Here is a 26,745-nt window from a genome sequence, read left to right as displayed (position 1 = left end):
CTGTTTTGCTGAACGTCTGCGTGGCGGGCGTTGAGCAAAGAAACCCACAATCTGCCGGCCCGACCTTGTGCGCTTTGGTCTCCTGTACCACAGGAAACAGCGATGGGCGGTAGCGTGTCCAGGCCCCATTCAGGAGAGAATACAACATGGAAAATCCAGCCATTCTGCTGCGTCGTCTTAACCCTTACTGCGCCCGCGCGATGGAAGGGGCTGCCTCTCTGTGCCAGACCCGCGCCCATGCAGAAATTCTGCCGGAGCACTGGCTGTTGAAACTGCTGGAGCAAGGGGAGGGTGACCTCACCGTGCTGGCCCGTCGCTACGAATGGGATATGGACAGCATCTGGCAGGATTTGCTCGGCTGGCTGGACAAACAACCGCGCTCAGTGCGCAACCGACCGCAGCTCTCGGAAAATATTCAGACGCTGATGCAGGAAGCCTGGCTGATTGCCTCGCTTAACGGTGAAGAGCAAATTCGAAGCCAGCACCTGTTGATGGCACTGGTGGAAAAACAGAACTTGGTGCGTTGCGACGGGCTGTGGCCACTGCTGACCCTCGGCCAGAGTCAGCTGGAACGTCTGCGTCCACTGCTCGATGCACAGTCGGACGAACGCCCGGAGATGCAGCAGGAAGCGGAACTGGCGCAGAGCCACGGTGGTGAGGTGGAGTTTGTTGGTCGCCCGGTCGGGGAAGTACTAAAAGAAGGTGAACTCAATCCGGCTCTGCAGAACGCGCTGGATAAATTTACCCTCGATGTCACCGCCAAAGCCAAAGAGGGCAAGATTGATCCGGTGTTCGGCCGTGACACGGAAATTCGCCAGATGGTGGATATTCTTTCACGTCGACGCAAGAACAACCCGATCCTGGTCGGCGAGCCGGGTGTCGGCAAAACGGCGCTGGTTGAAGGCCTCGCGCTGCGTATTGCTGAAGGTAACGTCCCTGAATCCCTCAAACCGGTCATTTTGCGCACGCTTGACCTCGGCATGCTGCAGGCGGGCGCGGGCGTGAAAGGCGAATTTGAGCAGCGTCTGAAAAATGTCATCGATGCCGTGCAACAGTCACCCACTCCGATCCTGCTGTTTATCGACGAAGCGCACACCATCATTGGCGCGGGCAATCAGGCGGGTGGCGCAGATGCGGCCAACCTGCTGAAACCCGCACTCGCCCGTGGCGAGCTGCGCACAATTGCCGCGACGACCTGGTCCGAATACAAGCAGTACTTCGAACGCGATGCCGCGCTGGAACGCCGCTTCCAGATGGTGAAAGTGGACGAGCCGGACGACGACACTGCCTGCCTGATGTTACGTGGCCTGAAATCCCGCTACGCGGAACACCATGGCGTACACATCACCGACGATGCGGTACGTGCTGCCGTCACGCTGTCCCGTCGCTACCTTACCGGCCGCCAGTTACCGGATAAAGCGGTTGACCTGCTGGATACCGCTGCCGCGCGTGTGCGTATGAGCCTCGATACAGTACCTGAACAAATTGTGCGTCTGAAAGCGCAACTGACCGCACTGGAACTGGAGGGACAGGCGCTGCTGGAAGATATTGCGGTCGGCAGTTGCAGCCACGGTGACCGCCTGAGTGTGATTGAAAAACAGCGTGCGGAACTGGAAGCCACCCTGCAACAGCAGGAAACCCGTTTTGATGCTGAAAAGGACATTGCGCAGCAGCTGATGGCCAGCCGTCAGGATATCAGTCAGCAGGCAGAAATTCTGAAGCTTCAACAGCAACTGGCAAGTGAACAGCAGGGCGATGCGCTGATTCAGGTGGATGTCGATACGCGCACCGTTGCCAACGTGATTGCCGACTGGACCGGCGTGCCGCTCTCCTCATTGATGAAAGACGAGCAGACCGAACTGCTGAGCCTGGAGCATGAAATCGGCAGGCGGGTGGTGGGCCAGGACGTTTCGCTTAATGCCATCGCACAGCGCCTGCGTGCGGCGAAAACCGGGCTGACGTCTGAAAACGGCCCGCAGGGCGTATTCCTGCTGGTTGGCCCGAGCGGGGTGGGGAAAACCGAAACCGCGCTGGCGCTGGCGGATGTGATGTACGGCGGCGAGAAATCACTGATTACCATCAACCTGTCAGAATACCAGGAGCCGCACACCGTTTCCCAGCTGAAGGGTTCGCCTCCGGGCTACGTCGGTTACGGCCAGGGCGGTATCCTCACCGAAGCCGTGCGTAAGCGTCCGTACAGCGTGGTACTGCTCGATGAAGTGGAGAAAGCCCATCGCGATGTGATGAACCTGTTCTACCAGGTGTTCGACCGCGGCTTTATGCGCGACGGCGAAGGGCGTGAAATCGACTTCCGCAACACGGTCATTCTGATGACTTCCAACCTCGGCAGCGACCACATTATGCAGTTGCTGGAGGAGCAGCCAGAAGCCACTGACGGCGACCTGCACGAGCTGCTGCGCCCGATACTGCGGGACCACTTCCAGCCAGCCCTGCTGGCCCGCTTCCAGACTGTCATCTACCGCCCGCTGGCAGAAAGTGCGATGCGCACCATTGTGGAAATGAAGCTTGCTCAGGTCAGCCAGCGCCTGCATCGCCATTACGGCCTGACCACCCATATCGACGAAAGTCTGTATGACGCACTGACCAGCGCCTGCCTGCTGCCGGACACCGGCGCGCGCAACGTTGACAGCCTGCTGAATCAGCAAATTCTGCCGGTGCTGAGCCAGCAGTTGCTGACCCATATGGCTGCGAAACAGAAACCCGCTTCCCTGACTCTGGGATGGGGTGAGGAAGAGGGCATAGGGCTGGCGTTTGATTAACAGGCTTATCTAAAAGGTAACAATTATGGACAGTGCAAAAGAGATTGCCAGAGATATGCTTGAGGCCATTAATGTCGATGGTACTGGCTTTTTAGGGGCGGTGGCGAAAGGGGTAATTTCATTTCCCGTCAGCGTGGCATATCTTGGGTATGATTTTATGGACACTGAACACCGTAGGGAAAATCTGGATGATAAATTTCGGCTGGCAAAGCTGGTGAAAAAAGGTGTCTTTCGGCGGGATATTATCGAAGAGATCATTAAAGCTGGAATAGAAGATTTTGCTTCTCGTATTAACTTTGAAAAAACAGTATCTCTGGTAAAAAATATATCTGGTTCATTGGTAGGGAAAATGGCATTCACTGAATTAACTGGTGTGAAACTCGGAGAGGTCATTGCATCCAGAGGTACCACTGCATTTTTTGCAGGTAGTCTGGCTGGACTGTTACTTTCTGTGGGTGCTGAAGCGTCCAGAGCGATATACACATCAAGAACCCTGGAGAATAGAAACCCTACATTGCATGATAAGCTTCAGCGGATGGGGGACTTGGATCTCCTGTATTTTTTTGTTGAAGATATCGTCAGGCCCTTTGAAGCGGCTTGTGATGTTGGTGACAGAAACCCTGCTGAATTTGATAAAATATGTGAATATTTCTTTGGTGGTTTATGAGCATTAAACGAACAGTGCTTATCATTCTTGCCCGATTGGTACGTGGTACAGGGATGGGATTGGGGGCTTCAGGTATTGCATTTTCTATCTGGTTCTTTTTTCTTTCAAATAGTGAGTCAAAATATCTGTGGGGTATGTTCTCCATAGTCGAATATATAGTCGGGTATTTTATGTATCGTTTTGCATATACATACGTTTATGATGAGTAGGATCTTTATCGATAGCCATTCATTATATCTACTGAGTTTAATAAGATCTGTGAGTATTTCTTTGGTGGCTTATGAATATGAAGAAAATTTTTATAGTCACGTCAGCTTATATCATCTGTGCAACAGGATCCACGTTGGCGATGTTTGGCATTTTTTTTCTGCATGGTCATTTTTTGTTTCAAGTGATGATGACAGATTTTACTGGGGAGGAGGTGGTATTTTAATAATCTATATTGGTTACTTAATTTATCGCTTTGCATTCCCTCATATCCAAAGGAAATGGGATAACTATTACTGAACGCAATATTCTTTTTTTGAATTAACCATCCTTCAATAGTCGTACTGTTCAACCTGACAGAAGATAAAAAATGAATAGTATATCTGAAATAACAGGTGCTGCGCTTAATCGCTACAGTCTAAATATTCCTTCCTGTCCTTATGGCGGCAAAACAGAAACCCGCTTCCCTGACTCTGGGATGGAGTGAGGAAGAGGGCATAGGGCTGGCGTTTGATTAACAGGCTTATCTAAAGGTAACAATTATGGACAGCGCAAAAGAGATTGCCAGAGATATGCTTGAGGCCATTAATGTCGATGGAACTGGCTTTTTAGGGGCGGTGGCGAAAGGGGTAATTTCATTTCCCGTCAGCGTGGCATATCTTGGGTATGATTTTATGGACACTGAACACCGTAGGGAAAATCTGGATGATAAATTTCGGCTGGCAAAGCTGATAAAAAAAGTCACTTTCAATGATGAAACTATTTATAAGGTCATTAAACCATTTATTGATGATTTTGTTTCTCGGGTTGATATACCTTCTGTCGGACTCCAAATTGCTGGCAGTGTTGCGGGTAAAACACTTTTTTCACAGTTGACAGGTATAAAGTTAGGGTATGTGATTTCAGAGCGAGCAACAACAGCACTGTTTGCGGGAACAGTTATTGGATCGTTGCTTTCAATTGGTGCAGAAGCGTCACGTGCTATTTATACTTCACGATATTTGCGGGAAAGAAATTTTAATGTTTATTATAAATTGAAAAATATGGGTGATTTAGATTTATTATATTTCCTTGTTGAAGATACTGTGAGGCCTTTTGAAACTGCATGTAGTGTTGGTGAGCACAATCCAGAAGAGTTTGGTAGGATTTGTAAATACTTCTTTGGTGAGTTATGAATTTGAAAAAAATTAGCATTTCTATGGCCTTCAATATTATTTGTGCTGTTGGTGCGACGCTGGTGCTTTTAGGGCTTATTCTTGCCTGTTGGTTCTTTTTTGCATCAGAGCAAGAGGGACGCTTCTATAGGGGGGGGATTTCTCTTGTTGCTGCATTCATTGGCTATGTAATCTATCGTTATATGTTCCCAAGGATCCATAAAAAATGGACTGATCGCTATTAATCTCATCTTGCAACGTGGCTGAATGGATGGTTATGAGCACAAAAGACTTTATACTTATCATTGTTTCACGGATTGTAGCCAGTATCGGGATGATGCTAGGAACTATCAGTATGGTTTACTCTGTCTACTGCTTCTTCTTTTCTGCCAATCCTTACCGCTTTATTCTGGGGGGGGCAGGTATAGTAGCCTTGCTCATAGGCTATGGGCTTTATAAATTCGCCCTGAAATATATTTATGATGAGTGGGATCATTATAGATATTTTTTATCATATCTGTTGAGTTTAATTTTATTCAATATCATTCTGACTAGGGATAGGGATTATATAAATGGAAAATATATTTAAAATGAAAGAGGGTGTCCTTAATCGCTATAAACTAGATATTCCTTCCTGTCCTTATCCATTGGATGTGGAGCGTTTTGATGGTTTAGAACAAATGAGTACTCTCTATCATTATACCATTCGTTTTACCAGTTCACACCCGGACCTTACGGCTGAAATGATGTTAAGTAAAACCGCTACTCTGAGCATGGGGGTGGGGGAACTCTTTAATTCTGTTGTCGGTAAAATTGTTCATGGTGTGGTGACAAATTTCCGACGCCTGACCGGTTCACGCGATCAGATCACGTATGAAATTATTCTGGAACCTTTTATATCCTTACTGGATAAGCAGTTTCGTACTCACCGTTTCTTCGTCAACAAATCAGTGCCGGAAGTGGTAGCGCAAATTCTTGGCGAGCATGGTTTGAAGGGATGGGAATATGAATTCAAGCTTAAACAAACCTACCCAAAACGGGAACAGATAAACCAGTACCAGGAAAGTGACCTTGCGTTCATTGAACGCTTGCTGGCCGAAGTGGGGATATTTTACTTTTTCACTCTCCAGCCGGACACCCAGACTGAGGTGGTCAATTTCGCGGACAAGCAAAGTGCCTGGACGTTCGGTAAGTCGCTCCCGCTCAGCAGCCCGTCGGGGATGAATGATAATGCGGCCGACTCGGTATGGGGGGTTAACGTCCGACAGAACGTGGTGGAACGTTCTGTCACCGCCAGCGACTATAACCACCGCGAAGCGCAGAATATCCTGACCTCTGTTCCGGCGGACATGACCCGCGGCGACGGGGAGGGGAATACCTACGGGGATGTGTATCACTACCGCCCACGTCACCTTGAACGTGGCGATAAAATCACGCCGACGGCAGAAACCGGTAACTTCTGGGCACGTCTGGAACATGAACGCTTCCTGTCCAGCCAGACAACAGTGACCGGCAGCAGTACCGACCATACCCTCGGTCCGGCCCAAGTGCTGACCATCACCGAAACGGCTATCCCGCCGACACTACCGCGTGAAACCGAAAATGGCCTCGTCATCATCAGCGCTGGTTACTCGGCCAGCCGTCAGAACGCGCTGAAGGTGGGATGGGCGGCAATGCCGTACTACGAGAACCGCTGCTGGCGTCCTGCCGCGAAAAAGCGCCCGGTGGTCAGCGGTACTCTGATGGCCCGCGTTACCAGTGCCAAAGATAACGATATCTACGCCTGGCAGGATGCCTCCGGGATGTACCGGGTGAAATTCGATGCTGACCGCGACGACAAGCGTCAGGGCATGGAAAGTATGCCAGTGCGTTTTGCCAAACCCTACGGCGGCGACAAATACGGCTTCCACTTCCCGCTGATACAGGGCACTGAAGTGGCGATTGCGTTCCATGAAGGCGATCCAGATCGTCCATATATCGCCCATGCCCTGCACGACTCGCGCCATGTAGACCACGTTACTGAAGCCAACAGCACGCGCAACGTTATCCGTACCGCCGGCCTGAACAAGTTACGGATGGAGGACAAACGCGGTGAAGAGCATATCAAGCTCAGTACGGAGTACGGCGGCAAGACGCAGCTGAATTTAGGTCACAACGTGGATGTTTCTCGTAAACTGCGGGGTGAAGGTGCAGAACTGCGCACTGACAGGCATGTTTCTATTCGCGGTGGTGCCGGGGTGTTTATAACCGCCGATAAGCAAGCGCTTGCCAGCGATAAGATGTTATCCATGCAGGAGGCGATTGCCCAGCTGGAAAATGCCCTGAGTATTGCCAGAAGTTTGTCTGATGCTGCTGAAACGGCGCAGGCGCTACCCTCTGATATCCAGAGTCAGGTGAAGCTGACAGAGGCTCTTAAAGGCCTGGCCCAGCCAGGAATGGTATTGAATGCACCTGAAGGAGTAAGCATCACCAGCCCTCAGGCGGTTCGAATAGCCTCGGGGAGTGCCAGTGTCGGGATTATGTCTCAACAAAACACTGACATCAGTGCACTGAAGCGTTTTACGGTGGCGGCGGGTGAAGCCGTGAGCATGCTGGCGCGTAAGGCCGGAATGAAACTTTTTGCCGCTAAGGGCAAAGTAGAAATCCAGGCGCAGGATGATGCGCTGGATGCAATTGCCAAAAAAGATGTCACCGTGACCAGTACGGAAGGACGGGTTGAAATTACGGCGGCGAAAGATGTCGTGCTGAAAAACCTGGATGGATCGTTTATCCAGTTGCAGGGGAAAAATATTCTTCTGGGCTGTGAAGGTAATATCCTGTTGAAATGTGCCAATGTGCAGAAAATGAGTGCAACCAGCTATGCATCCTCCGTACCTGATTTTCCTGGTGGGTATAGTGAGTTTTTTGTGGCGCACGATGATAAAACCGGACAAATCACACCAAACACTCGCTATCGGATTACGACTGGTAAGGGGGGGGTTTATTCAGGGGTGACAGATTCTGAGGGCAAAACCGCTGAAATATTCACAGCATTATCAGACAAGATAAAAATTGAACTCGGATAGTTAGCCGGAATATATCAGAACAAATTTAACAGGAGTTGCCTCCATGGGTAATACGACAGAAACCGTTCATGGTAGTGGTAAAACAGGGATGCAGGCGAATGGCATCAAAGCCAGTCATGTCTCTGGTACCCGTTTATATTTTCATGCAGATAGCGAAACCTTTCTGGCTGTTGACGGTGATGTGCTGGAGCAGGAAAGTAATGCATTAAATAAGCTGTTAGGTGCTCAGGTTGATACGCAAATGCGTATTGATGATTTGACGTTGCAATGTACTAAATTGAGCTGGACGCAGGTCGGGGAACAAAAGGCGCTGCAAACTCAGATACAGCAGGAATCCCAGCGGCTTGATGACCTGAATAAAAAATTGAAAGTTAAATTGACGACACTTTCAGCGACAGAAGAACTTCCGAAGGCCACATTCCTTGACAGCAGCAAAAGTGCTGTGGGTTTGATGGAACTAATCGAAGTCCGCGGGAATATGAAAGGCGTTCGTTATATCTATGCTCGCTCAGATCAGATTGACAGCAAATGGCGACGTTATCCGCTTGAAGATGGTGATAAAAAATCCGGCGGTAAGAGTTTTGTTATATCAGAATCGTATACTGATAGTGAAGGCAAGATAAAAACACGGGAAAAGATTGATTACGATAAACTCAAATCTCAGGTAAGTAAGATAAAGCCAAAAATGCTGAAGGCGGAGCAGGATTTATTAGAGCAGCATACGAGCATTCTTGGGCAGTGGGCCAGAGATATGAATGACAGTCTTAAACACTCTCCTTACCAAGGGGATAAGTTTGGCTTTGATTCTCAGTCACAGCTCATGCGCTGGACTTATGGCGCGGGCCTGACGGAGGAACTAAACCCGTTTGAAGTCGATTTTCGTAATCAAGGTAAAAAATTAAAAAAAGAAGCTGTCACCAGCGGTAAAGCAAGTGCCTATGCAAGTCTCGCTCTCGCTGAGTCTAAGAGCAAATTTACGCTTTCACTCCCTGATATACACGGTATTACCATGACTTACCCCCTGAGGCCTGAAATGGGCGGGGGAATGGGAAGTCTGGGCGTATTACGTTTTGATTTCGAGCTGGCTCTTGTAGGTAGCGTTGGTGCAAGTCTGGGGGTTGAGTTGGGTGTATCAGTCAAAAGTAATTGGGCGAAGGGAGTTCCTGGTACTTCAGGTGATAATACTCCTCCAGGGCAACGTAAAATAGATATCAGCCAGGCCGTGAAGGATCCTGAAGCGACAGGAGAGCTCACAGTTTTTGCTGGTGCTCAGGCTTCAGTTAACCTGGCAGGTTCTATTCAGTGGTTAAATCCTGATAATAAAGACTTAAAATATACCCAACTGGCAAAAGTGGCATTGGGGGCCACTGCTCAAATGGGTGTGGGATGGAGCGGCTCTTTTAGATTCAGTTATGAAAATGGAAGAGTCAAAGTTCTGGCGAGAGGTGGAATGTGTTGGGGAGGTGGGGGAAAAGGAAGTGTTGCTTTTGATATAGATGGAGAGGCAATTATTACCGATTTTATGCCATGCTTAACCTATATGCTTCGGAATGCTGATTACATTAAGTTATCAGAGAATGTAATCAGAGAGGGGGATTTTTATGCATTTTGCGCCTTACCGTTGCTTATCGGTATGTATGGTGCTAATCAGTTAGCAGATAATTTAGGAAAAGAAACGGCTCTGCTATTAGACAAGTTAAGAGATAGCTGGGATGAGAAGGAACGGCGCGTACAGTTAATGCAGCACATTTTAGATACGCAAGGTGGATGTTTAAAGTATTCGCCTCCCGAAAGTAAAGGCGCAGCAATCGCCTCGTTGATCGAGCGAAATTTCTGGGATGATGTTGCCAGCCCCGCAAGCCACGCCCAAACGCAGTGTGAAGGTCAGGTGACATATAGTGCAAGAAAACGGGCCGTACTGCTGTCATTACGTTGGATTCAGTCAAAAAGAGATTATGAAAATGTTATGCAGCATCTATCTAAAGCATTCGAAATATCAGGCTCATGGCAATCAAACCAACAGAAAGTAACTGATTTTCTTGCATTGGGCGAAGAGGTTCAAACATATGGATTAGGAAGTGTTGTCCCAAATGCATCCACCGTTAAGATTTTCCCAAGCCATTACGCCAAAAATTTAATCTCAATATACGAAAGCTTACCTGAATCAATAGAGGTTCGGGGTAATGAATTGAAATCATTATCGGAAGTTTCTCCTTTCTTGATGGAAAGCTGCACCAGAGTTGTTGTTGATGGCATGGAGTTGAAAAAATGAATAAAATCACTTTTTTTATAGCTATTAGTAGCTTCATTATTACTGGTTGCAATGAAGAAAAAAGCCAACAAGAACAAAGGAAATTAGCTTCACAGATTGTCGAATCGATGGTAGCAGTAGATGGTGGGCGTTATCAAATGGGGGATTTTGGGTCTCTCGTTGGAGAAAAGCTACCGTTCAGCAATGATAATAACAACAAGCCTCTTCATTGGGTTGATTTGACGAATTTCAAAATGGCAAAAAATAGAGTGACGTGGGGGGAATTTAATTTATGGTTATCTTTAACTAACAAAGATGCCAATAAATATTATAAAAAGATTTTAAATAGAAAAATTGAAAGTAAATATGACGAACGTATGCTTAAGTACATTGGTGATGATTATCCAGCGGTGGCTAATTGGTCGGATGCATCTTCGTTTTGCCATTGGGTCGGTGGTGTTTTAGGACGGAAAGTATCATTGCCCACGGAAGCCCAATGGGAATATGCTGCACGCAGCCGCGGAAAGTTTAGACAATTTGCAAATAGTGATAATATTTATGATCTAAGTGTTCCCGATTCAAAACTTAATTTTACTCACGACAGATCTCCAGTAGGCTCTTTTCCGCCAAATCCACTGGGACTTTATGACATGATGGGTAATGGGCATGACTGGGTTAATGACTGGTATGCTGAGGATTATTACCAGCATTCGCCTGAAAAAGATCCGCAGGGGCCAGCTAATGGGACTGAAAAAGTAGTAAGAGGTTACTTGGGATCAATGTTTGGTTTGTATGATATCACGCGAGGAAGTAATAAGCCGGAAACAGAAGCTCCAGGCTATGGTTTCCGTTGCGTAGAAAATTGATAATGGCACCTGTAGGCTCATATCCTCCAAACCCTTTAGGTTTATATGACATGATGGGCAATGGAAACGAATGGGTGAGCGATTGGTATTCAGATGATTATTATAAAAACTCACCTGAGAAAAATCCTCAAGGTCCAGAGAAAGGTGACCAAAAAGTGATTAGAGGATATTTAGGCTCTATGTTTGGGTTATATAATATTACGCGAGGGAAAAGCAAACCTGATTATAAAGAGCCTGGCGATGGTTTTCGCTGTGTAGAGAATTAATATTTAAAGAATGCATGCTTACTATCTGGAGGATATATGTCTAAGGGGTTTGTATTGCTTGGGGACAAGACAACGCATGGTGGTGAAGTTATTTCTGCATCTTCGACCATGGTCGTTAATGGAAAAAAAGTGGCGCTTGTTGGAGACGAAGTTAATTGCCCTGTTGAAGGGCATGGTGTCAATACCATTATCGAAGGATCATCTGAATGGATCTCTGATGGGAGGTCTGTTGTCGTGGATGGCTGCGAATGTGAATGTGGTTGCCATGTTATCTCCAGTGCGCCGGATTGTTCAGTAGGATAAGTTATGAGCTGGGAGCGTCAGAAAGCCACAATTACTGTAGAGCCAGAAGAACCTTCATTGGTTTTGTGGCTGATTGCAGGCCTTATTGCTGTTATTGCTGGAGTTCTGCTCTTTGTTCTCCACGCCAATCAGTTTTTAGGAGCATTACAAGAATTCAATCTCTGGATTGTTTCCGGAGGCCCTCTTTTTCTCTGGTTCGTTATGATTTGTATTCGCGGCTGGATGTATAACCACGCAATGGACCGTCATCAGTTTGAATCCGATGAGGCAGACTATGCACAGCAGCAATGGACTTCTTGGGCCGGGCGTTATCTGGCGGTTCTGTATAGCCGGGTTATCCTGTCTGATGAATTGACACCATCCACATTTCTGCAGGCCCCCAAAGATCTTGAGCAGGGGAGAGCTCTTTGCCGGAAAATAATGCTACCTGCGGGTGAAGATGCTTTTTCAGCATTGATCGGGGGCCTGGACATATCAGAATTACAGCGCTTATCTGACCTCCCTTTCCACGCAACCTTACTGACTGATTCACACGATCCTGATGAGACATTGCAGAGAGAATTTTCAGCATGCTGGCTCCAGTTAGTTGGACAGGCGTATCCCGTACCGTTACTGACGATTCTTAAAGACCGCGCCTTCGATTGGGTGGGTGAATGCCTTAAATCCCCGATTCTGGATGTTGAGCTTCTGTTGGTTCACCAGACTCAGGGCAGAGATAAATACAGTGATGCCCTCGCGGCCTTATTGCTGACCTCTGATGATGTGGCAACAAAATACCAGCTCAGTCATCACGCTCGCCTGCTTCGGCCTATGTCGCTCGAGTCGGCCCAAATACTAAGTGAAGAGCTTGATACCTTTTTCTCGACCCAGTCACAGGCCATCAAAACGAACGTGATTGTCGGGGACAGCATAGCCTGGGGAGATGATTTTTCCGCTTTGCTGACCAGTGCAAAAAAATATGAAGGCAGCTGGAAAACCCAGCAGTGCCACTGGCTGGAAAAATATGCCGGACTCAGCGGCCCCTTCTCACCGTGGATCATGACTGCCGTTGTCAGCGATATTACCGCGCTGACAAAAGAAGACTGCCTGATGCTTTCGGGTGACAAAGCGCAGTGTTATATCAATACCGTAACTACAGGGAATCAGATGAATGGCCAAGGATAGTTCAGTGTGGCGTGGCAACTGGGGACGCCTCAGCATTACCACACTCATTGCTGTCGCGACAGGATTGCTCATCTGGAAAAAGGGTGATGCGTTCGGACTGACCAGCAATGGACTAAAGTTGCTGGGATTTGTGGCGGCGATAATACTTCTTTTGCTTGTCCGCCATGGCAAAACCATTAGCCTCGCGATTAAACAGCAGTGGTCGCGCTTTCAGGCAAAGCGAAAAAATGTCCTGCCAACCGATGAAGGTCGCGTACAGCAGACAGCACCCCGCAACGTCACCGTCGACACCATCCGTGAAGCCATGCGTAACCTTTACGGTCGGCGCTGGGGACGTAAAACCCGCATTCTGCTGATAACCGGCACTGCCGCTGACGTGGAGCAGCTGACTCCCGGCCTGACGGGTCAGCTCTGGCAGGAAGATCGTGGCACGCTGCTGCTGTGGGGCGGGGACCTCAACACACCTGCCGACAGCGCCTGGCTGACCGCGCTGCGTAAGCTGCGCCGCCGTCCGGTGGATGGCTTGGTGTGGGTTACTTCGGCATTCGACCAGTTGTCTGCGCCCGGCCTGGAGCCGCCATTGCCGGTGCCGTCTGAAAGCACCCTGGATTCCCTGTCTCATGCCATCAGCGCGCGTATGGAAACGCTGGGCTGGAAGCTCCCGCTGTACGTCTGGTCCCTGCATCCGCGTGCCGGTCAGCCGGAAGGACGCCCTGTGCAGGCGACAGGTTGTCTGCTGCCCGCCGGGTGTTCTGTTGATGGTCTGGCAGCGCAGCTCGCGGCCCTGACGCCGGCGCTGATTTCGCAGGGCCTGCAGCAGACCTGCGGTGAGGTGAAGCACAACTTTCTGCTGATGCTTGCCGACCAGCTTATCCGCGAACCGGAGAGCGTGACTGCGCCGCTGTCGGTGATTCTCAATCCGTACCGCCCGCTGCCGCTGGCAGGCATCGTGTTCAGCCAGCCTTCGGGCGGGGCTGAGCGCAGCGCCCGGCACCACTGGGGCATGGACAAACGCTGGGCGGTGCTGCCTGATTCTGTGCGCTCGCTGCCCGCCGCACTGCGTCCCGTTAAGCCCGGCATGCCGTGGCGCAAGGTCGTGGCTTCCGCTGTCGCCCTAGCGATGGTGGGCCAGGCCGCCTGGATGGGTGTCTCGTATGTGGCGAACCGCAGCCAGATTACCAGTGCGAATACCCAGGCTCTGCTTGCCGTGAAGCCGGACCTGTCGCCGGAGCAGCGTCTGCTGGCGCTCTCTGCCCTCCAGAAAACCCTTTCCCGTCTGCAGTACCGTTCAGAGCACAGTGTGCCCTGGTATGAGCGTGCCGGACTGAGCCAGAATAATGCCCTGCTGGCGGCACTCTGGCCCCGTTATCGGAACAGCGCTTTGCCTTTGCTGCGTGATGCCGCAGCGGTTCACCTGCAGACTCAGCTCCGTGCCTTTAATGCGCTGCCGCCGGGCAGCCCGCTGCGTGAGCAGAGGGCAAAAACCACCTATGACCAACTTAAACTTTACCTGATGCTGGCGCGTCCGGAGCATATGGACGCCGCCTGGTTCAGCTCTGCGTTGATGAATGACTGGCCTAAACGTAATGGTATTAAAGACGGTATCTGGCAGGGGATTGCCCCGTCATTGCTGTCGTTCTGGGGCGCGCAACTGGTCACACACCCGGAGTGGACGCTGCGTGCGGATGAGGGCATGGTCAGCCAGGCGCGCTCCCTGCTGGTTCGCCTGATGGGAGTACGCAATAGTGACTCTTCGCTCTACCAGAAGATGCTTTCGCAGGTGTCGCACCTGTATGTGGATATGCGCCTGGATGACATGACCGGGGATACCGATGCCGCGCGCCTGTTCAGCACTACTGGGGTGGTGCCGGGGATGTTTACCCGCCAGGCCTGGGAGCAGGCGGTACAACCTGCCATCAAGAAAGTGGTGAAGGCGCGTCGGGATGAACTCGACTGGGTGCTGACCGACAGCAAGCGTCAGGCACAGCCGCAGGATGAGGCGTCCCCGGAGACGCTGAAAGCGCGCTTGACAGAGCGCTACTTCGCTGACTTTGGCGGTGCCTGGCTGGAGTTTCTTAACAGTCTGCGCTGGAACAATGCTGCCACGCTATCGGATTCCATTGACCAGTTGACCCTGATGGCCGACGTGCGTCAGTCCCCACTGGTGGCGCTGATGAACACCCTGAACGTGCAGGGGCGCACAGGGCAGACGGGGGAGGCGATTTCAGACTCGCTGGTGAAATCGGCGAAAACGTTGCTGGGCGGTGATAACCGGGACGTTATCGACCAGAGCGCCGGGGCGCACGGCCCGCTGGACGCGACCTTTGGCCCGCTGCTGGCCCTAATGGACAAAAGCCGCACCGGGACGCAGGCCCTGAGTCTGGCGTCGTATCTGACCCGCGTGACCCAGGTACGCCTGCGCCTGCAGCAGGTGACCAATGCCGCCGACCCACAGGCGATGACCCGGACCTTGGCCCAGACGGTGTTCGAGGGCAAGGCAGTTGACCTGACCGACACCCGTGATTATGGCAGCCTGATTGCGGCCGGTCTGGGGCAGGAGTGGAGTGGCTTTGGCCGCACGGTGTTTGTCAATCCGATGGAGCAGGCCTGGCAGCAGGTGCTGACCCCGGCCGCCGACAGCCTCAATGCCCAGTGGCAGCAGGCGGTGGTGGCGGAGTGGAACAGCGCCTTCGGCGGACGTTACCCGTTCAGCAATGCCAGCAGCGATGTTTCCCTGCCGCTGCTGGCGAAATACCTCAATGCCGATTCCGGGCGTATTGCACAGTTCCTGCAGACCCGCCTGAAAGGGGTGCTGCACCGGGAAGGCAATCACTGGGTGCCGGACAGCATCAACTCTCAGGGGCTGGTCTTTAATCCGGTCTTCCTTACCGCCATCAATACCCTGAGTCATATCTCGGATGTGGCCTTCACCGAAGGCAATGCCGGCATGAACTTCGAACTGCGCCCCGGCACGGCGGCCGGGGTGATGCAGACCGACATGATTATCGACAGCCGGAAACTGACCTACGTGAATCAGATGCCCGCCTGGAAGCGCTTCACCTGGCCTGCCGACACCGAGGCACCCGGGGCCAGCTTAAGCTGGATTAGCACCCAGGCTGGCACCCGCCAGTATGCCGATATTCCCGGCGCCTGGGGCTGGATACGCCTGCTGGATAAAGCCTCGGTGAGTGCTTATCCTGGGGTGAGCAGCAGCTACAGCCTGAGCTGGAAGGCCCAGGATGGACGCGCGCTCAATTATACCCTGCGTACCGAAGCGGGTGAGGGGCCGCTGGCCCTGCTGAAGCTGCGTAATTTCCGCCTGCCGGAAACCATCTTCAGCACCACCGGTATCGCGCCGTCAGACCCGGCGACAGATACGGCCAGTGACGACGGGGGGGCATACTGATGAGCACACTCAATGCTTTACTCAGTGCCTGCCAGACAGAGCAGGCACCTCTGCTTGCCGCCACCCGTGAGCGGGTGGCGCAGTGGGACAGCTGGCTGCAGCCGCTGTCCGGTTCATCGCCTGTTGGCGAGGATCCTGGCTATGACGATGACTTCCAGCAGATGCGCGAGGAGGTCAACAAACTCTCCGGCGCGGATACCGAACTTATCTGCCGGCTGGCGGAGAAGCTGCTCACCACCACCGCCAAAGATATCCGGGTGGCGACGTACTACTGCTGGGCCAGGCTGCACCGTGAAGGTGAGCAGGGGCTGGTGGAAGGGCTCGAACTGGTGGTGGGGCTTCTTGAGCGCTTTGGCACGCAGCTGCACCCGCAGCGCGACCGCAGCCGTAAGGCGGCGCTGGAGTGGCTGGCCAGCTCGCGCATGACCGACAGCCTGTCTCTGTACCCGGAAGTGGTCAAGGAAGAGGCGGTGCGTACCACGGGGGCGCTGCTGCTGATGGCGCACCTCACCGAAAACGCGCCGGAGGAGACCCGGCCCCGGCTTAATGCCCTGTACGGTGCGCTGGAGAGTCGCCTGCAGAAAGCCGGGGGTGTGGATGCGGTGGTGCCGCAGAACGCCGGGACCACGGAAACCCCTTCCCCGGCGAGCCACAGCGATGCCCCGACCATCGGGCGTATTACCTCCGGTCAGGATTTACTGGCTCAGGCCCGGACGCTTACTGAATACCTGCGCGAACAGCCCGATGGCTGGCTGTCCGCCCATCATCTGATGAAAAGCCTGCGCCATGACACCCTGCGGGCCATTCCGGCCCCGGATGCGCAGGGGCGCACGCGCATCGAACCACCCCGGGCGGACCAGCGTGCGCTGCTCAAACGCTTGTACCTGCAACAGGGCTGGGCTGAGATGCTGGAGGCGGCAGACAGCGCCTTTTCTCGCGGGGCTAATCATCTGTGGCTGGATTTGCAGTGGTATATCCACCAGGCCCTGACAAAGTCCGGTCAGGAGACACTGGCCGATATTATTGCGGCTGACCTGAAAGGGCTGTTGACCCGCCTGTCCGGGCTGGAAACACTGGCCTTCAGCGACGGCACGCCGTTTGCGGATGAAGTAACGCTGAACTGGATAAAACAGCGTGTGCTGGATACCACGGGCGGCTGGGGCAGTGACACGCTGCCCGCGCAGATGGATGCCGGTAACGACGACATTCTGGCGCTGGAGCCGGAGGCGGTGGCCCTGGCCGACTGCGAAGGCCTGGATGTGGCCCTGGGCTGGCTGCAGACCCGGCCCGGCATCAATACCGCCCGCCAGCGGTGGCTGCTGCGCCTGCTGATGGGGCGACTGGCTGAGCAGTACGGTAAAAATGACCTGGCGGTGCACCTGTTTGCCGAACTGGGCAGCAGGGCCGGAGAAATGACTCTGAGCGACTGGGAGCCGGAGCTGCTGTTCGAAGTGCGTGCTCGCCATCTGAAACTGCTTCGAATCAAAGCCGGGCGCAGTGAGGCTGATAAAACACGCCTCAGTCCGGTGATGGACCAGCTTCTGGCCGAACTGATCGCCGTTGACCCGGCCCGTGCCGCCGTACTTTGCGGTTAGCTCCACAGGAAAAAGAATAAATGGACGATTTAACCCTGCGCTATTTTGATTCGGAAATGCACTACCTGCGTGAAGCCGCGAAAGAGTTCGCCCGGACTCATCCGGACCGGGCGGCAATGCTGGACCTCGATAAGGCCGGTACACCCGACCCGTATGTTGAGCGTCTGTTTGAAGGCTTTGCCTTCTCGATGGGACGACTGCGGGAAAAGATTGATGACGACCTGCCGGAACTGACCGAAGGGCTGGTCAGTATGCTCTGGCCCCATTACCTGCGGACCATTCCCTCGCTCTCGGTGGTGGCGCTCACCCCGGCGCTGCAGGCCATGAAGATGGCGGAAGTGGTGCCCGCGGGGCTGGAAGTGTATTCCCGCCCGGTGGGGCCGAAGAACACTGTCTGCCGCTACCGCACCACGCAGGATGTGATGCTTAACCCCCTGAATGTCTCAGGCGTCACCATGACCACCGAACCTGACGGTCGCTCGCTGTTGCGGATACGTTTCGCCTGCAGCACTCAGGCGGACTGGTCGCAGGCCGACCTCGGTCGCCTGAGCCTGTATCTCGGGGCGGATGCGCCGGTCAGCAGTCAGCTACACCTGATGCTGACCAAACGTCAGGCGGCACTCTATATGCGCCTACCGGGGCAGACCGACCGTATCCGGCTTGACGGGTATTTCTCACCCGGTGGGTTTGGGGAGGAAGACCGGCTGTGGCCGAAGGGAGACACCGCGTTCAGTGGTTACCAGTTGCTGTTGGAGTACTTCACCTTCCGGGACAAGTTTATGTTTGTCCACCTTCATGGCCTGGAGGGGATCACGCCCCCTGCCGGGGCCGAGTATTTTGACATCGAAGTCGTGTTCAGCACGCCGTGGCCGTCTGACCTGCCGGTCACCGGTGACGCGGTTCGGCTGCACTGTGTACCGGTGATTAACCTGTTCACCCTGGAAGCGGACCCGCTCACCATCACCGGCCTGGAAAGCGAATACCTGCTGCGACCCAAACGCATTCAGGACGGGCATACCGAGATTTATGCCGTGGATTCGGTCACCGGCTCTAACCGGACCCGTGATGCAGAGTACGTGCCGTTCAGCAGTTTCCGCCACAAAGGCGGGATGATGCGGCGCCATGCACCGCCGCGCTACTATCACATCCGGGTAAAACGCAGCGTGACCGGGCTGTACGATACCTGGCTGATTCTGGGCGGTCACCAGTGGGAGGATGACCGGCTGTTTGAGCGCGAAGCCGTCTCGCTGCAAATCACCGGCACTAACGGCCAGCTACCGCGCCGGGCGCTGACCAGCACCCTGCTTGACCGTTGCGAGCAGGTGGTACAGACGCCGCTGTCGGTGATAAACCTCTGCAAACCGACGCTGCCGGTCTACCCGCCTGCCGAAGACCGTTTTCATTGGCGGGTGCTGAGTCACCTGGGTTCCGGGTTCCTCAACATGATGAGTACCGCCGAAGTACTGCGCGGAACGCTGGCGCTGTACAACTGGCAGGAAGATGAACTTAACACCCGTCGCCTGGAGGCGATACAGCAGGTGGCGCATCACCGCCTCCAGCGCTTTGAACAGGGCTACCTGTTGCGGGGCCTGGATATTGAGGTGACGCTTGACAGCAACGGCTTTACCGGCGAGGGCGATATTCATCTCTTTGGTGAAATGCTCAACCGGTTCTTTGCGCTGTATGCCGACATGAACCAGTTTAACCAGCTCACCCTTATTGTTCAGCCAGAAGGAAAATGCATCCGGTGGAAAGAGAACCACAGTCCACGCCTGCCCGGCTGATGGCTGCGCTGGGAGACCGGCTGCCGTACATCAACTTCTATCGCTTCTGCCAGCTACTGGAGCAGAGCCAGCCGGATAACCCCGTTACCGGCAGCACCTGGCAGGTGCGCCATGAGCCGGTGCGCTTCCGGCCGCATCCGGGGATGGGATTTCCGGCGTCAGAGATAAAGGCATTCGAGCCCGCTGAGCAGCCGCATCTGCTGCCCACGGTACGCATCACCTTTATGGGACTCTACGGCGTGGAATCCCCGCTGCCGACGCACTATATCGATGACATCACCCAGCGGCGGGAAGGGTACGAGGCGACGGCTGATTTTCTCGATATCTTCAACCACCGGCTGATTGCCCAGTACTACCGCATCTGGCGCAAATACTCGTATCCGGCGACTTTCGAAGAAGGCGGGAAGGACAACACCTCGCAGTACCTGCTGGGGCTGGCCGGGCTCGGGATTGACGGTTGTGCACAAAACATTGCCACCCCGGCCTCGCGCTTTCTGGCGCTGCTGCCGGTGATGCTGCTGCCGGGGCGCACAGCGGAAGGGATGGCCTCTCTGGTACGCCTGCTGGCACCGGGTACACAGGCGAAAATCTGGCACCACGACAAACGCCGCGTGCCGCTGAAGAAGCCGCTGACCCTGAGCGTCAGCCAGCCCGTCACCCTGACAAACCGTCCGGTGATGGGCCACTATGCCACGGATGTAAACAGCCAGGTGCTGATGCAACTGACCACTTCCGACCCGGCTGAAGTGCAGGGCTGGTTGCCCGGTGGCGACCTTCACACCGACCTGATGGCCCTGCTGCATGTGTATCTCGGCTCGCGCCTCGATGTGCGCCTGCAACTGTGCGTGGCGCGCGGCCTGCTGCCCGACGCAACCCTGAGCAGTCAACCCAAAGCTGGCGCGGTACAACTGGGGCGGACCGCCGTGATGCGGCCGCTGAATGCGGCAAAGATGGCAACACACCCAAAAACAATAACCATCAGTCTGGGCCGCTATGCGCGGGTACAGGAAAATATTCACCGCAGGGAGACCGATGAAGATGGCGATTACCGCTGGTAAATTCCACTTGGCTACGCTGGCCGCCGGTATCACACTGATGCTGGCCGGCTGTGGCCTGACCCAGAAAGTTACGGATGGCACCGTCGCCGTGACTAAATCCATTTTTTATAAGCAGGTGAAAACCCTGCATCTTGATATTCGCGCCCGCGAGGCGGTGAACAGTAACGCCGGCGGCGTGGCGCTCTCCACCGTGGTGCGTATTTATCAACTTAAAGACCGTAAGACCTTTGACAGCACGGACTACCCGTCACTGTTTAAGGCTGACAGTCAGGCCATCCAGGCGGACCTGGTGGTAGAGAAAGACATCCGTCTGTCGCCGGGCGGGGCGGTAATGGTCGATATGCCGATGGAGGCGGAGGCGCAATACGTGGCGGTAGCCGGGATGTTTATGACCCCGGACCAGACGAATAACACCTGGCGGGTGGTGCTCAGTCGTGACGACCTTGACCCGGACAAGGCCCGGGTCATTGAAGCGGGTAATCATCGTCTGACACTGATACCGGTCAGGGAGAAGTAAAATGCCGCGTCCTTCTCTGTACGAGATGCTTTACGGCAACTTCGCCGGTGGTCTCGACCTGAACCAGGTCAGCGAAGAAAACCAGGTGATTCTGTCGGTGCTGGACAACATGCAGCGCATCCTCAACTGCCGGGCAGGAGCGCTGGCGCACCTGCCGGACTATGGTCTGCCGGATATGACCAAAATCCTGCAGGGGATGCGGGGAACCGCCCATCAACTGATGGGTACGCTTTCTGAGGTGCTGCTGAAATACGAGCCACGACTTAAAAAGATTGAGGTGGTGCTGCTGGAGCAGAACGTCCCCGGTGAGCTGCGCTATGCCATTGATGCGGAGCTGAAGGGGCTGGGGCTGGTGCGTTACGGCACCGAGTTTATGCCGGAAGGCAGAGTGCTGATACGCCATATGAAACAGCAAAACTATCTTGGGCACCAGGCCCGGATTTAGTCCGTCATCCTTCTTTTCTATTTCTTGCCTGCTTGTTCAGGGAGAACACCATGATGCGATCTACAGGACCACGACAGATCCGTACGGGCGGAGACCCCCGTTCGTTCCCGGATTTCACCGCCCTGCGCGATGAAATGAGTAAACAAACCCATCCGGCCAGGCCTGATATCCACTGGGATCGGGTTGAAAAGCTGGCCCTGTCGCTGTTTGAGAAGAACGGCATCGAGCTACAGACAGGGGCCTGGTATACCCTGGCCCGTAGCCACTTGGCGCAGTGCGTCGGTATGAATGAAGGGCTGAGTATTCTTGGTGCCATGCTGGGCCATCAGTGGGCGCAATGCTGGCCACAGAACCCACATGCGCGCGTGGAGATCCTTGCGGGATTGTTCCAGCGATTGCAGAAAGTATTCCGTACATTCTCGCTGGGGTTTGCCGATCACCTGTCGCTGCTTAATCTGGAAACCACACTCGGCGCGCTCAGCGATACGCTCGTCCGTCAGGAACTGCAGCCTGTAAGTCAGATAACACCGCTGTTACAGCAGGTGCGCAGCGCCATCACGCGCCTGGAAAATACGTCATCCACCGAATTGCCCCTTACGGGGATAACACTGGGTGGGTCCGCGACATCAGAAGAGGAGCCGCTGGTCGGACAGCCGGATCACCTCCCGCCTCAATTAGTGTACGTCATCCGGCAGGAGCCAGCGGTCCAGGTTGACGTGGCTGAAGGTACACCGCCGCCCAAAAGAGGGCGGGCATTTATCGGTGGAATGGTGACGGCCTTTGTGGTCAGCGCGGTGGCATTTGCCGGCTGGTATTCTGTCACCCGCCAGCCCTCGAATAGGCAGGTACTTAATGCCGTGTTGCAGCCACTTCCCCGGGCGCTCACGCCAGTGGAGACAGCGGCGCTCAAGGTGGATAAAAAGCAGGATGAGCTGGCGGCGCAATGGATAAGCCAGGCGTCTGCCCGGCTGAATACCCTGGCGGCGCTGCCGCCAGACTGGAACATTCGCTACGGGCAGGGATTGGTGTCGCAGGCTAATGCGCTGTGGCCATCGAGATCGGATGCGAAGCAGCTATCCATTCAGTGGCAACAGCATCTGGTGCTGAATGGGATATCTGCGGATACGCTGAATGGCTGGCATGAAGGCATGTCCGGGCTCCAGGCGCTGACGAGGCAGCTTAATGCTCTGGATGGTCAGAAAGGAAAATACCTCACCGTCAGCGAGCTGAAATCGCAGATATTCTCTGCGACCCAGGCTTTTAATCGGTCGGTTCCCGTTGAGGAACAGCTGCGCCGGATGTCGGCAAATCCGGACCCGAAAACGATCCCGGAGGCTCAGCGGATGCAGGCGGAACAGCAGCTGAAGCAGCTGATTGTGGGGTATTCCATCCTGAGCCAGAAGCCCTGAGCAGACGCCAGCGGGTTTTATTTATCGCCGGTATCCTGCATTTATCACCGAATGCCGTCGCGCGTCAGAAAGCAAGACCTGCCGCCAGGCACCTAAGGCAATGCGGGATTCTTTTCAGTTGAAGCGATATTTGAGGTACCAGCGGCGTGAACCGCCCGGATTGATAAGCCGAAGGAGCATGAAAAGCAAAAAGCCCGCTTAAGTTTCCTTAAGCGGGCTTCTCTAAATATGGCTCCTCTGACTGGACTCGAACCAGTGACATACGGATTAACAGTCCGCCGTTCTACCGACTGAACTACAGAGGAATCGTGTGAACGGGGCGAATATTAGCGACGGCCTGGGAAAATGTCAAAGCCGAGTTTCGCCTTTTTCGTGCGTTTGCTGGCAAAATCAGCGAATTGATGGTTTTACGTCAATTGCGGTGATATTTACATCATTGCTGGCGCGGCGAATGCCATCCCATCCAAGCCCCATGCAGGGTGCACAGCGGCAACGCACTTTTTGCACCGTTAGTGTGCGTCAGAGACTTTTTCCCGCATCAACCCCCTCTCCCGTAATGCGATTACTCCTTTAGAGGTAGGAAGATTGGCTTATATTCCCGGCTGTTAGCCTCCATTCCCTCGCTTTTCTTTACACGAATCAAAACTGGCCTGCATATTGCAATCTTATGACCAGAGCCATGCTACTGGCGCGTGACTTATTGCCACTTAAGGCATTATCTGGATTCAGTGACGGAGGCAAAATGAACTTAAGACGACTGAAATACTTCGTGAAAATCGTCGATATCGGCAGCCTAACCCAGGCGGCGGAAGTGTTGCATATTGCACAGCCTGCTCTTAGCCAGCAGGTCGCCACGCTGGAAAATGAGCTGGACCAGCAGTTACTGATCCGCACCAAGCGAGGCGTGACGCCGACCGAAGCGGGTAAAATCTTATATGCGCATGCGCGTACTATTTTACGCCAGTGTGAACAGGCGCAAACGGCGGTAATTAATGCCGGACAGGTGCTCAATGGTCAAGTCTCTATCGGGCTGGCGCCGGGCACTGCGGCCTCATCATTAACCATGCCGCTACTACAAACGGTGCGTGAACAATTTCCCGAGGTGTTGGTTTACCTTCACGAAAATAGCGGTGCGCTATTAAATGAAAAAGTGATGAATGGTCAGTTGGATATGGCGGTATTGTATGATCGCGCGCCCACGGCCGGTATTACCAGCCTGCCATTAATGAAAGAGGAATTATACCTGGTCGGGGCTAACGACTGTCCGGGCGCAACGGTTGACCTGGTTGACGTCGCACAGATGAATCTGTTCCTGCCGCGTGATTACAGTGCGGTGCGTAAACGGGTCGATGAAGCGTTCTCGTTACGTCGTTTAAGTGCGCGGATTATTGGTGAAATTGAATCAATCGCGACCCTAACGGCGGCGGTTTCCAGCGGGATGGGGGTGACGGTGTTACCGGAATCGGCGGCGCGTGCATTGGTGAGTTCGACCAACGCGTGGATGGCGCGGATTAACAGCCCAACCCTCAACCTGCCGTTGTCGCTAAATGTTTCCGCCCGCATGCCGCTCTCGCCGTCAGCACAAGCGGTAAAAAATATCCTCCTGTCGCTGCTTAATAAGCCGATGGTGGAAGACCGTGAACTGATGTTAGTCAGTTAATTCCTCTGGGGGCGCGCTGCGCCCCGTCCTCTTATCACTAAATCGCATAACTATCCTTTTTTTATTATTTGTTGCTATTGATTTGCCTTCATAACATAAGGCGAATTCAACTGTTAATGAAGAGGGATAAGCGCATGAATTTCCAGCAACTCAAAATCATTCGGGAAGCGGCGCGCTGCGAGTTCAACCTCACCGAAGTCGCTAATGCGTTATTTACTTCGCAATCGGGCGTCAGCCGGCATATTCGCGATCTGGAAGATGAGCTGGGCGTGGAGATCTTTATCCGACGCGGCAAGCGCTTATTAGGGATGACTGAACCGGGTAAAGCCTTACTGACCATCGCCGAGCGTATTCTTGATGAAGCGGGCAAAGTACGGCGGTTAGCCGATGTCTTTACCAATGAGTCGAGCGGGGTGTTAACCATTGCCACCACCCATACTCAAGCCCGTTACAGCCTACCACGAGTGATCAAAGCATTTCGGGTGCTCTATCCGAATGTCCGTCTGGAGCTCAATCAAGGGTCACCGCAGGAAATTGTCGCGATGCTGGTGGCAGGCGAGGCCGATATAGGCATTGCCAGCGAACAGGTGGTGAATAATCCGGCGCTGGCGGCTTTTCCCTGGTTTAGCTGGCATCACGCGTTACTGGTACCAAAAGGGCATGAACTGGAGCAGGAGCAGCCGATTACGCTCGCAGCGCTCAGCCGCCATCCACTGATTACTTATCGGCAAGGGATTACCGGGCGCTCACGCGTTGATCGGGCTTTTCATAGTGCCGGGCTCAAGCCAGATATTGTGCTCAGCGCCCAGGATTCCGATGTGGTAAAAACCTATGTCGAACTGGGATTGGGGGTGGGGATCCTTGCCGATCAGGCGTGCCAAGTTGATGAACATTCAAAACTCACCCGCCTGGCAGCCCAACATTTATTTGAATCCAATACCGTGTGGTTAGGATTAAAACGCGGGCAGTTGCAGCGTAACTATGTGTGGCAGTTCCTGGAACTGTGTAACGCAAATCTGTCGTTGGAAGAGATTAAGCGCCAGGCGCTCTCAACCGAGAGTGAAGAACCGGTGATTGATTTCCAAATCTAAACGCGCGGGCATCACGGCCCGCTCTTTTGCTCTCGTCATTGTTACATTTTCGCACAAACCGACAAGGTCGGAGACGTATTTAGCCGCTAAGCTTTTCGGTACCTTTCTGACAACCGCGTTCGCGGCTGTTTCTCTATTCGCTTCTATGTAAAAACATCATTAAATCAATGAGGATAACAACATGAGTGCAGAAAAACGTCCTGTCTGGTTTATTACTGGCTGTTCAACCGGCTTTGGCCGTGAACTGGCGCAGCAGGCGATAGCCCAAAATTTTAATGTGGTGGTTACCGCGCGTGATGTCACCAAAGTGAGCGATTTAGTCCAAGGCAAAGAGGGCAATACACTGGCCTTAGCGCTGGATGTGACCGATAACGCCGCGATTGATAGCGCGGTGAAAGCCACGCTAGAAAAATTCGGCACTATTGATGTGCTGGTTAACAATGCCGGCTACGGCTACCAATCGTCGGTTGAAGAGGGCGTAGAGAGTGAAATTCGCGCTCAGTTTGATGCCAATGTCTTTGGCCTGTTCGCGATGACGCGTGCGGTGTTACCGGCGATGCGTAAGGCACGTAAAGGGCATGTGATCAATATTACCTCGGTTGCCGGCCTGATCGGCTTTGCGGCATCGGGCTACTACTCGGCCAGTAAACATGCGGTCGAAGGGTGGTCTGATTCACTGGCGGCAGAAGGCGAGCCGCTGGGGATCAAAGTGACTTGCGTAGAGCCTGGTCCGTTCCGTACCGATTGGGCGGGACGTTCACTTCATCAAACTAAAAGTACCATTGCCGACTATGCTGGCACCGCCGGTGAGCGAATGAATGCCATCTCGGGTTACAGTGGTCAGCAACCGGGCGATCCGGTACGGGCGGCGAAAGCGATGATCGAGATTACCGAAAACGCTAATCCACCACGCCACTTGGTGCTCGGCGCAATTGGGTTTGAAGGCGTAACCAAAAAACTGAAACAGCGCCTGAGCGAGATTGAAAGCCTGGAGAAAATCTCGAAAGCAACGGATTACCCACAATAAGTTTGTCCGGGACGGGTACGCCCGTCCCTC

21 protein-coding genes, 1 tRNA gene and 1 pseudogene are annotated in these 26,745 nt (G+C 53.5%); 21 read left to right on the top strand and 2 right to left on the bottom strand.

Annotation, left to right across the window (positions count from 1 at the left end; genetic code table 11):
• Positions 1-146: 146 nt before the first annotated feature.
• The 18 genes from tssH to PMPD1_RS13880 all read left to right on the top strand — a co-directional run bounded on the left by tssH (position 147) and on the right by PMPD1_RS13880 (position 22,937).
• Positions 147-2,780: a type VI secretion system ATPase TssH gene (gene tssH, locus PMPD1_RS13965; RefSeq protein ID WP_173634619.1), complete on the top strand. Its 2,634-nt coding sequence runs from the start codon at positions 147-149 to the stop codon at positions 2,778-2,780.
• A 25-nt stretch (positions 2,781-2,805) separates the two neighbouring features.
• A complete protein-coding gene (locus PMPD1_RS13960; protein WP_173634618.1) occupies positions 2,806-3,447 on the top strand; it encodes a hypothetical protein in 642 nt (213 codons plus the stop codon).
• Positions 3,448-4,196: 749 nt separating this feature from the next.
• Complete coding sequence (locus tag PMPD1_RS13955; protein WP_173634617.1) at positions 4,197-4,829, top strand: hypothetical protein; 633 nt, start codon at positions 4,197-4,199, stop codon at positions 4,827-4,829.
• On the top strand, positions 4,826-5,053 hold the full coding sequence (locus tag PMPD1_RS13950; protein ID WP_173634616.1) for a hypothetical protein: 228 nt from the start codon (positions 4,826-4,828) through the stop codon (positions 5,051-5,053). Before PMPD1_RS13955 ends, PMPD1_RS13950 begins: the two co-directional genes overlap by 4 nt.
• 32 nt (positions 5,054-5,085) lie before the next feature.
• A complete protein-coding gene (locus PMPD1_RS13945) occupies positions 5,086-5,397 on the top strand; it encodes a hypothetical protein (protein WP_173634615.1) in 312 nt (103 codons plus the stop codon).
• A complete protein-coding gene (locus tag PMPD1_RS13940) occupies positions 5,381-7,873 on the top strand; it encodes a type VI secretion system Vgr family protein (RefSeq protein ID WP_173634614.1) in 2,493 nt (830 codons plus the stop codon). The genes PMPD1_RS13945 and PMPD1_RS13940 overlap by 17 nt, the downstream gene beginning before the upstream one ends.
• A 43-nt stretch (positions 7,874-7,916) precedes the next feature.
• Positions 7,917-10,145 carry a hypothetical protein gene (locus tag PMPD1_RS13935; protein WP_173634613.1) on the top strand — a complete coding sequence of 743 codons (2,229 nt, stop codon included), beginning with the start codon at positions 7,917-7,919 and terminating at the stop codon, positions 10,143-10,145.
• Positions 10,142-10,990 carry a formylglycine-generating enzyme family protein gene (locus PMPD1_RS13930; RefSeq protein WP_173634612.1) on the top strand — a complete coding sequence of 283 codons (849 nt, stop codon included), beginning with the start codon at positions 10,142-10,144 and terminating at the stop codon, positions 10,988-10,990. The genes PMPD1_RS13935 and PMPD1_RS13930 overlap by 4 nt, the downstream gene beginning before the upstream one ends.
• 2 nt (positions 10,991-10,992) lie before the next feature.
• Positions 10,993-11,256, top strand: coding sequence for a formylglycine-generating enzyme family protein (locus PMPD1_RS13925; protein ID WP_435529694.1), 264 nt, complete (start codon positions 10,993-10,995; stop codon positions 11,254-11,256).
• Between the two features lie 36 nt (positions 11,257-11,292).
• Complete coding sequence (locus tag PMPD1_RS13920) at positions 11,293-11,559, top strand: PAAR domain-containing protein (RefSeq protein ID WP_173634611.1); 267 nt, start codon at positions 11,293-11,295, stop codon at positions 11,557-11,559.
• 3 nt (positions 11,560-11,562) lie between these two features.
• Positions 11,563-12,723 carry a hypothetical protein gene (locus tag PMPD1_RS13915; RefSeq protein ID WP_173634610.1) on the top strand — a complete coding sequence of 387 codons (1,161 nt, stop codon included), beginning with the start codon at positions 11,563-11,565 and terminating at the stop codon, positions 12,721-12,723.
• Positions 12,710-16,129 (top strand): ImcF-related family protein, encoded by a 3,420-nt coding sequence (locus PMPD1_RS13910; RefSeq protein ID WP_173634609.1) that lies wholly within the window; start codon positions 12,710-12,712, stop codon positions 16,127-16,129. Before PMPD1_RS13915 ends, PMPD1_RS13910 begins: the two co-directional genes overlap by 14 nt.
• Complete coding sequence (tssA, locus tag PMPD1_RS13905) at positions 16,129-17,724, top strand: type VI secretion system protein TssA (RefSeq protein WP_173634608.1); 1,596 nt, start codon at positions 16,129-16,131, stop codon at positions 17,722-17,724. Before PMPD1_RS13910 ends, tssA begins: the two co-directional genes overlap by 1 nt.
• A 20-nt stretch (positions 17,725-17,744) precedes the next feature.
• A complete protein-coding gene (gene tssF, locus PMPD1_RS13900) occupies positions 17,745-19,508 on the top strand; it encodes a type VI secretion system baseplate subunit TssF (protein WP_173634607.1) in 1,764 nt (587 codons plus the stop codon).
• Positions 19,463-20,566 carry a type VI secretion system baseplate subunit TssG gene (gene tssG / locus PMPD1_RS13895; protein WP_173634606.1) on the top strand — a complete coding sequence of 368 codons (1,104 nt, stop codon included), beginning with the start codon at positions 19,463-19,465 and terminating at the stop codon, positions 20,564-20,566. The genes tssF and tssG overlap by 46 nt, the downstream gene beginning before the upstream one ends.
• Positions 20,547-21,083 carry a type VI secretion system lipoprotein TssJ gene (gene tssJ / locus PMPD1_RS13890; RefSeq protein WP_173634605.1) on the top strand — a complete coding sequence of 179 codons (537 nt, stop codon included), beginning with the start codon at positions 20,547-20,549 and terminating at the stop codon, positions 21,081-21,083. The genes tssG and tssJ overlap by 20 nt, the downstream gene beginning before the upstream one ends.
• 1 nt (position 21,084) lies before the next feature.
• Positions 21,085-21,528, top strand: coding sequence for a type VI secretion system baseplate subunit TssE (gene tssE, locus PMPD1_RS13885; RefSeq protein ID WP_173634604.1), 444 nt, complete (start codon positions 21,085-21,087; stop codon positions 21,526-21,528).
• Between the two features lie 50 nt (positions 21,529-21,578).
• Positions 21,579-22,937, top strand: coding sequence for a VasL domain-containing protein (locus PMPD1_RS13880; RefSeq protein WP_173634603.1), 1,359 nt, complete (start codon positions 21,579-21,581; stop codon positions 22,935-22,937).
• 54 nt (positions 22,938-22,991) lie between these two features.
• On the opposite strand, the pseudogene PMPD1_RS22765 reads toward PMPD1_RS13880, so the two are convergent.
• Positions 22,992-23,114 (bottom strand): annotated as a pseudogene (locus PMPD1_RS22765) (Arm DNA-binding domain-containing protein); the annotation flags it as partial.
• Between the two features lie 52 nt (positions 23,115-23,166).
• A tRNA-Asn gene (locus PMPD1_RS13875) sits at positions 23,167-23,242 on the bottom strand.
• Between the two features lie 437 nt (positions 23,243-23,679).
• Here PMPD1_RS13875 and nac point away from each other — a divergent pair.
• From nac to PMPD1_RS13860, 3 genes are all read left to right on the top strand, one after another.
• Positions 23,680-24,597 carry a nitrogen assimilation transcriptional regulator NAC gene (nac, locus tag PMPD1_RS13870; RefSeq protein WP_173634602.1) on the top strand — a complete coding sequence of 306 codons (918 nt, stop codon included), beginning with the start codon at positions 23,680-23,682 and terminating at the stop codon, positions 24,595-24,597.
• Positions 24,598-24,731: 134 nt separating this feature from the next.
• Entirely contained in the window at positions 24,732-25,688 is a 957-nt protein-coding gene (gene cbl / locus PMPD1_RS13865; RefSeq protein ID WP_173634601.1) for an HTH-type transcriptional regulator Cbl, read from the top strand.
• 181 nt (positions 25,689-25,869) lie between these two features.
• A complete protein-coding gene (locus PMPD1_RS13860) occupies positions 25,870-26,715 on the top strand; it encodes an oxidoreductase (protein ID WP_173634600.1) in 846 nt (281 codons plus the stop codon).
• Positions 26,716-26,745 lie beyond the last annotated feature (30 nt).

It is taken from the genome of Paramixta manurensis (genome assembly GCF_013285385.1).
In the GTDB taxonomy this organism is placed as follows: Bacteria; Pseudomonadota; Gammaproteobacteria; order Enterobacterales; family Enterobacteriaceae; genus Paramixta; species Paramixta manurensis.
Note: the sequence above shows the minus strand (reverse complement) of the source record. Positions and strands in the feature narration are given on the sequence as shown.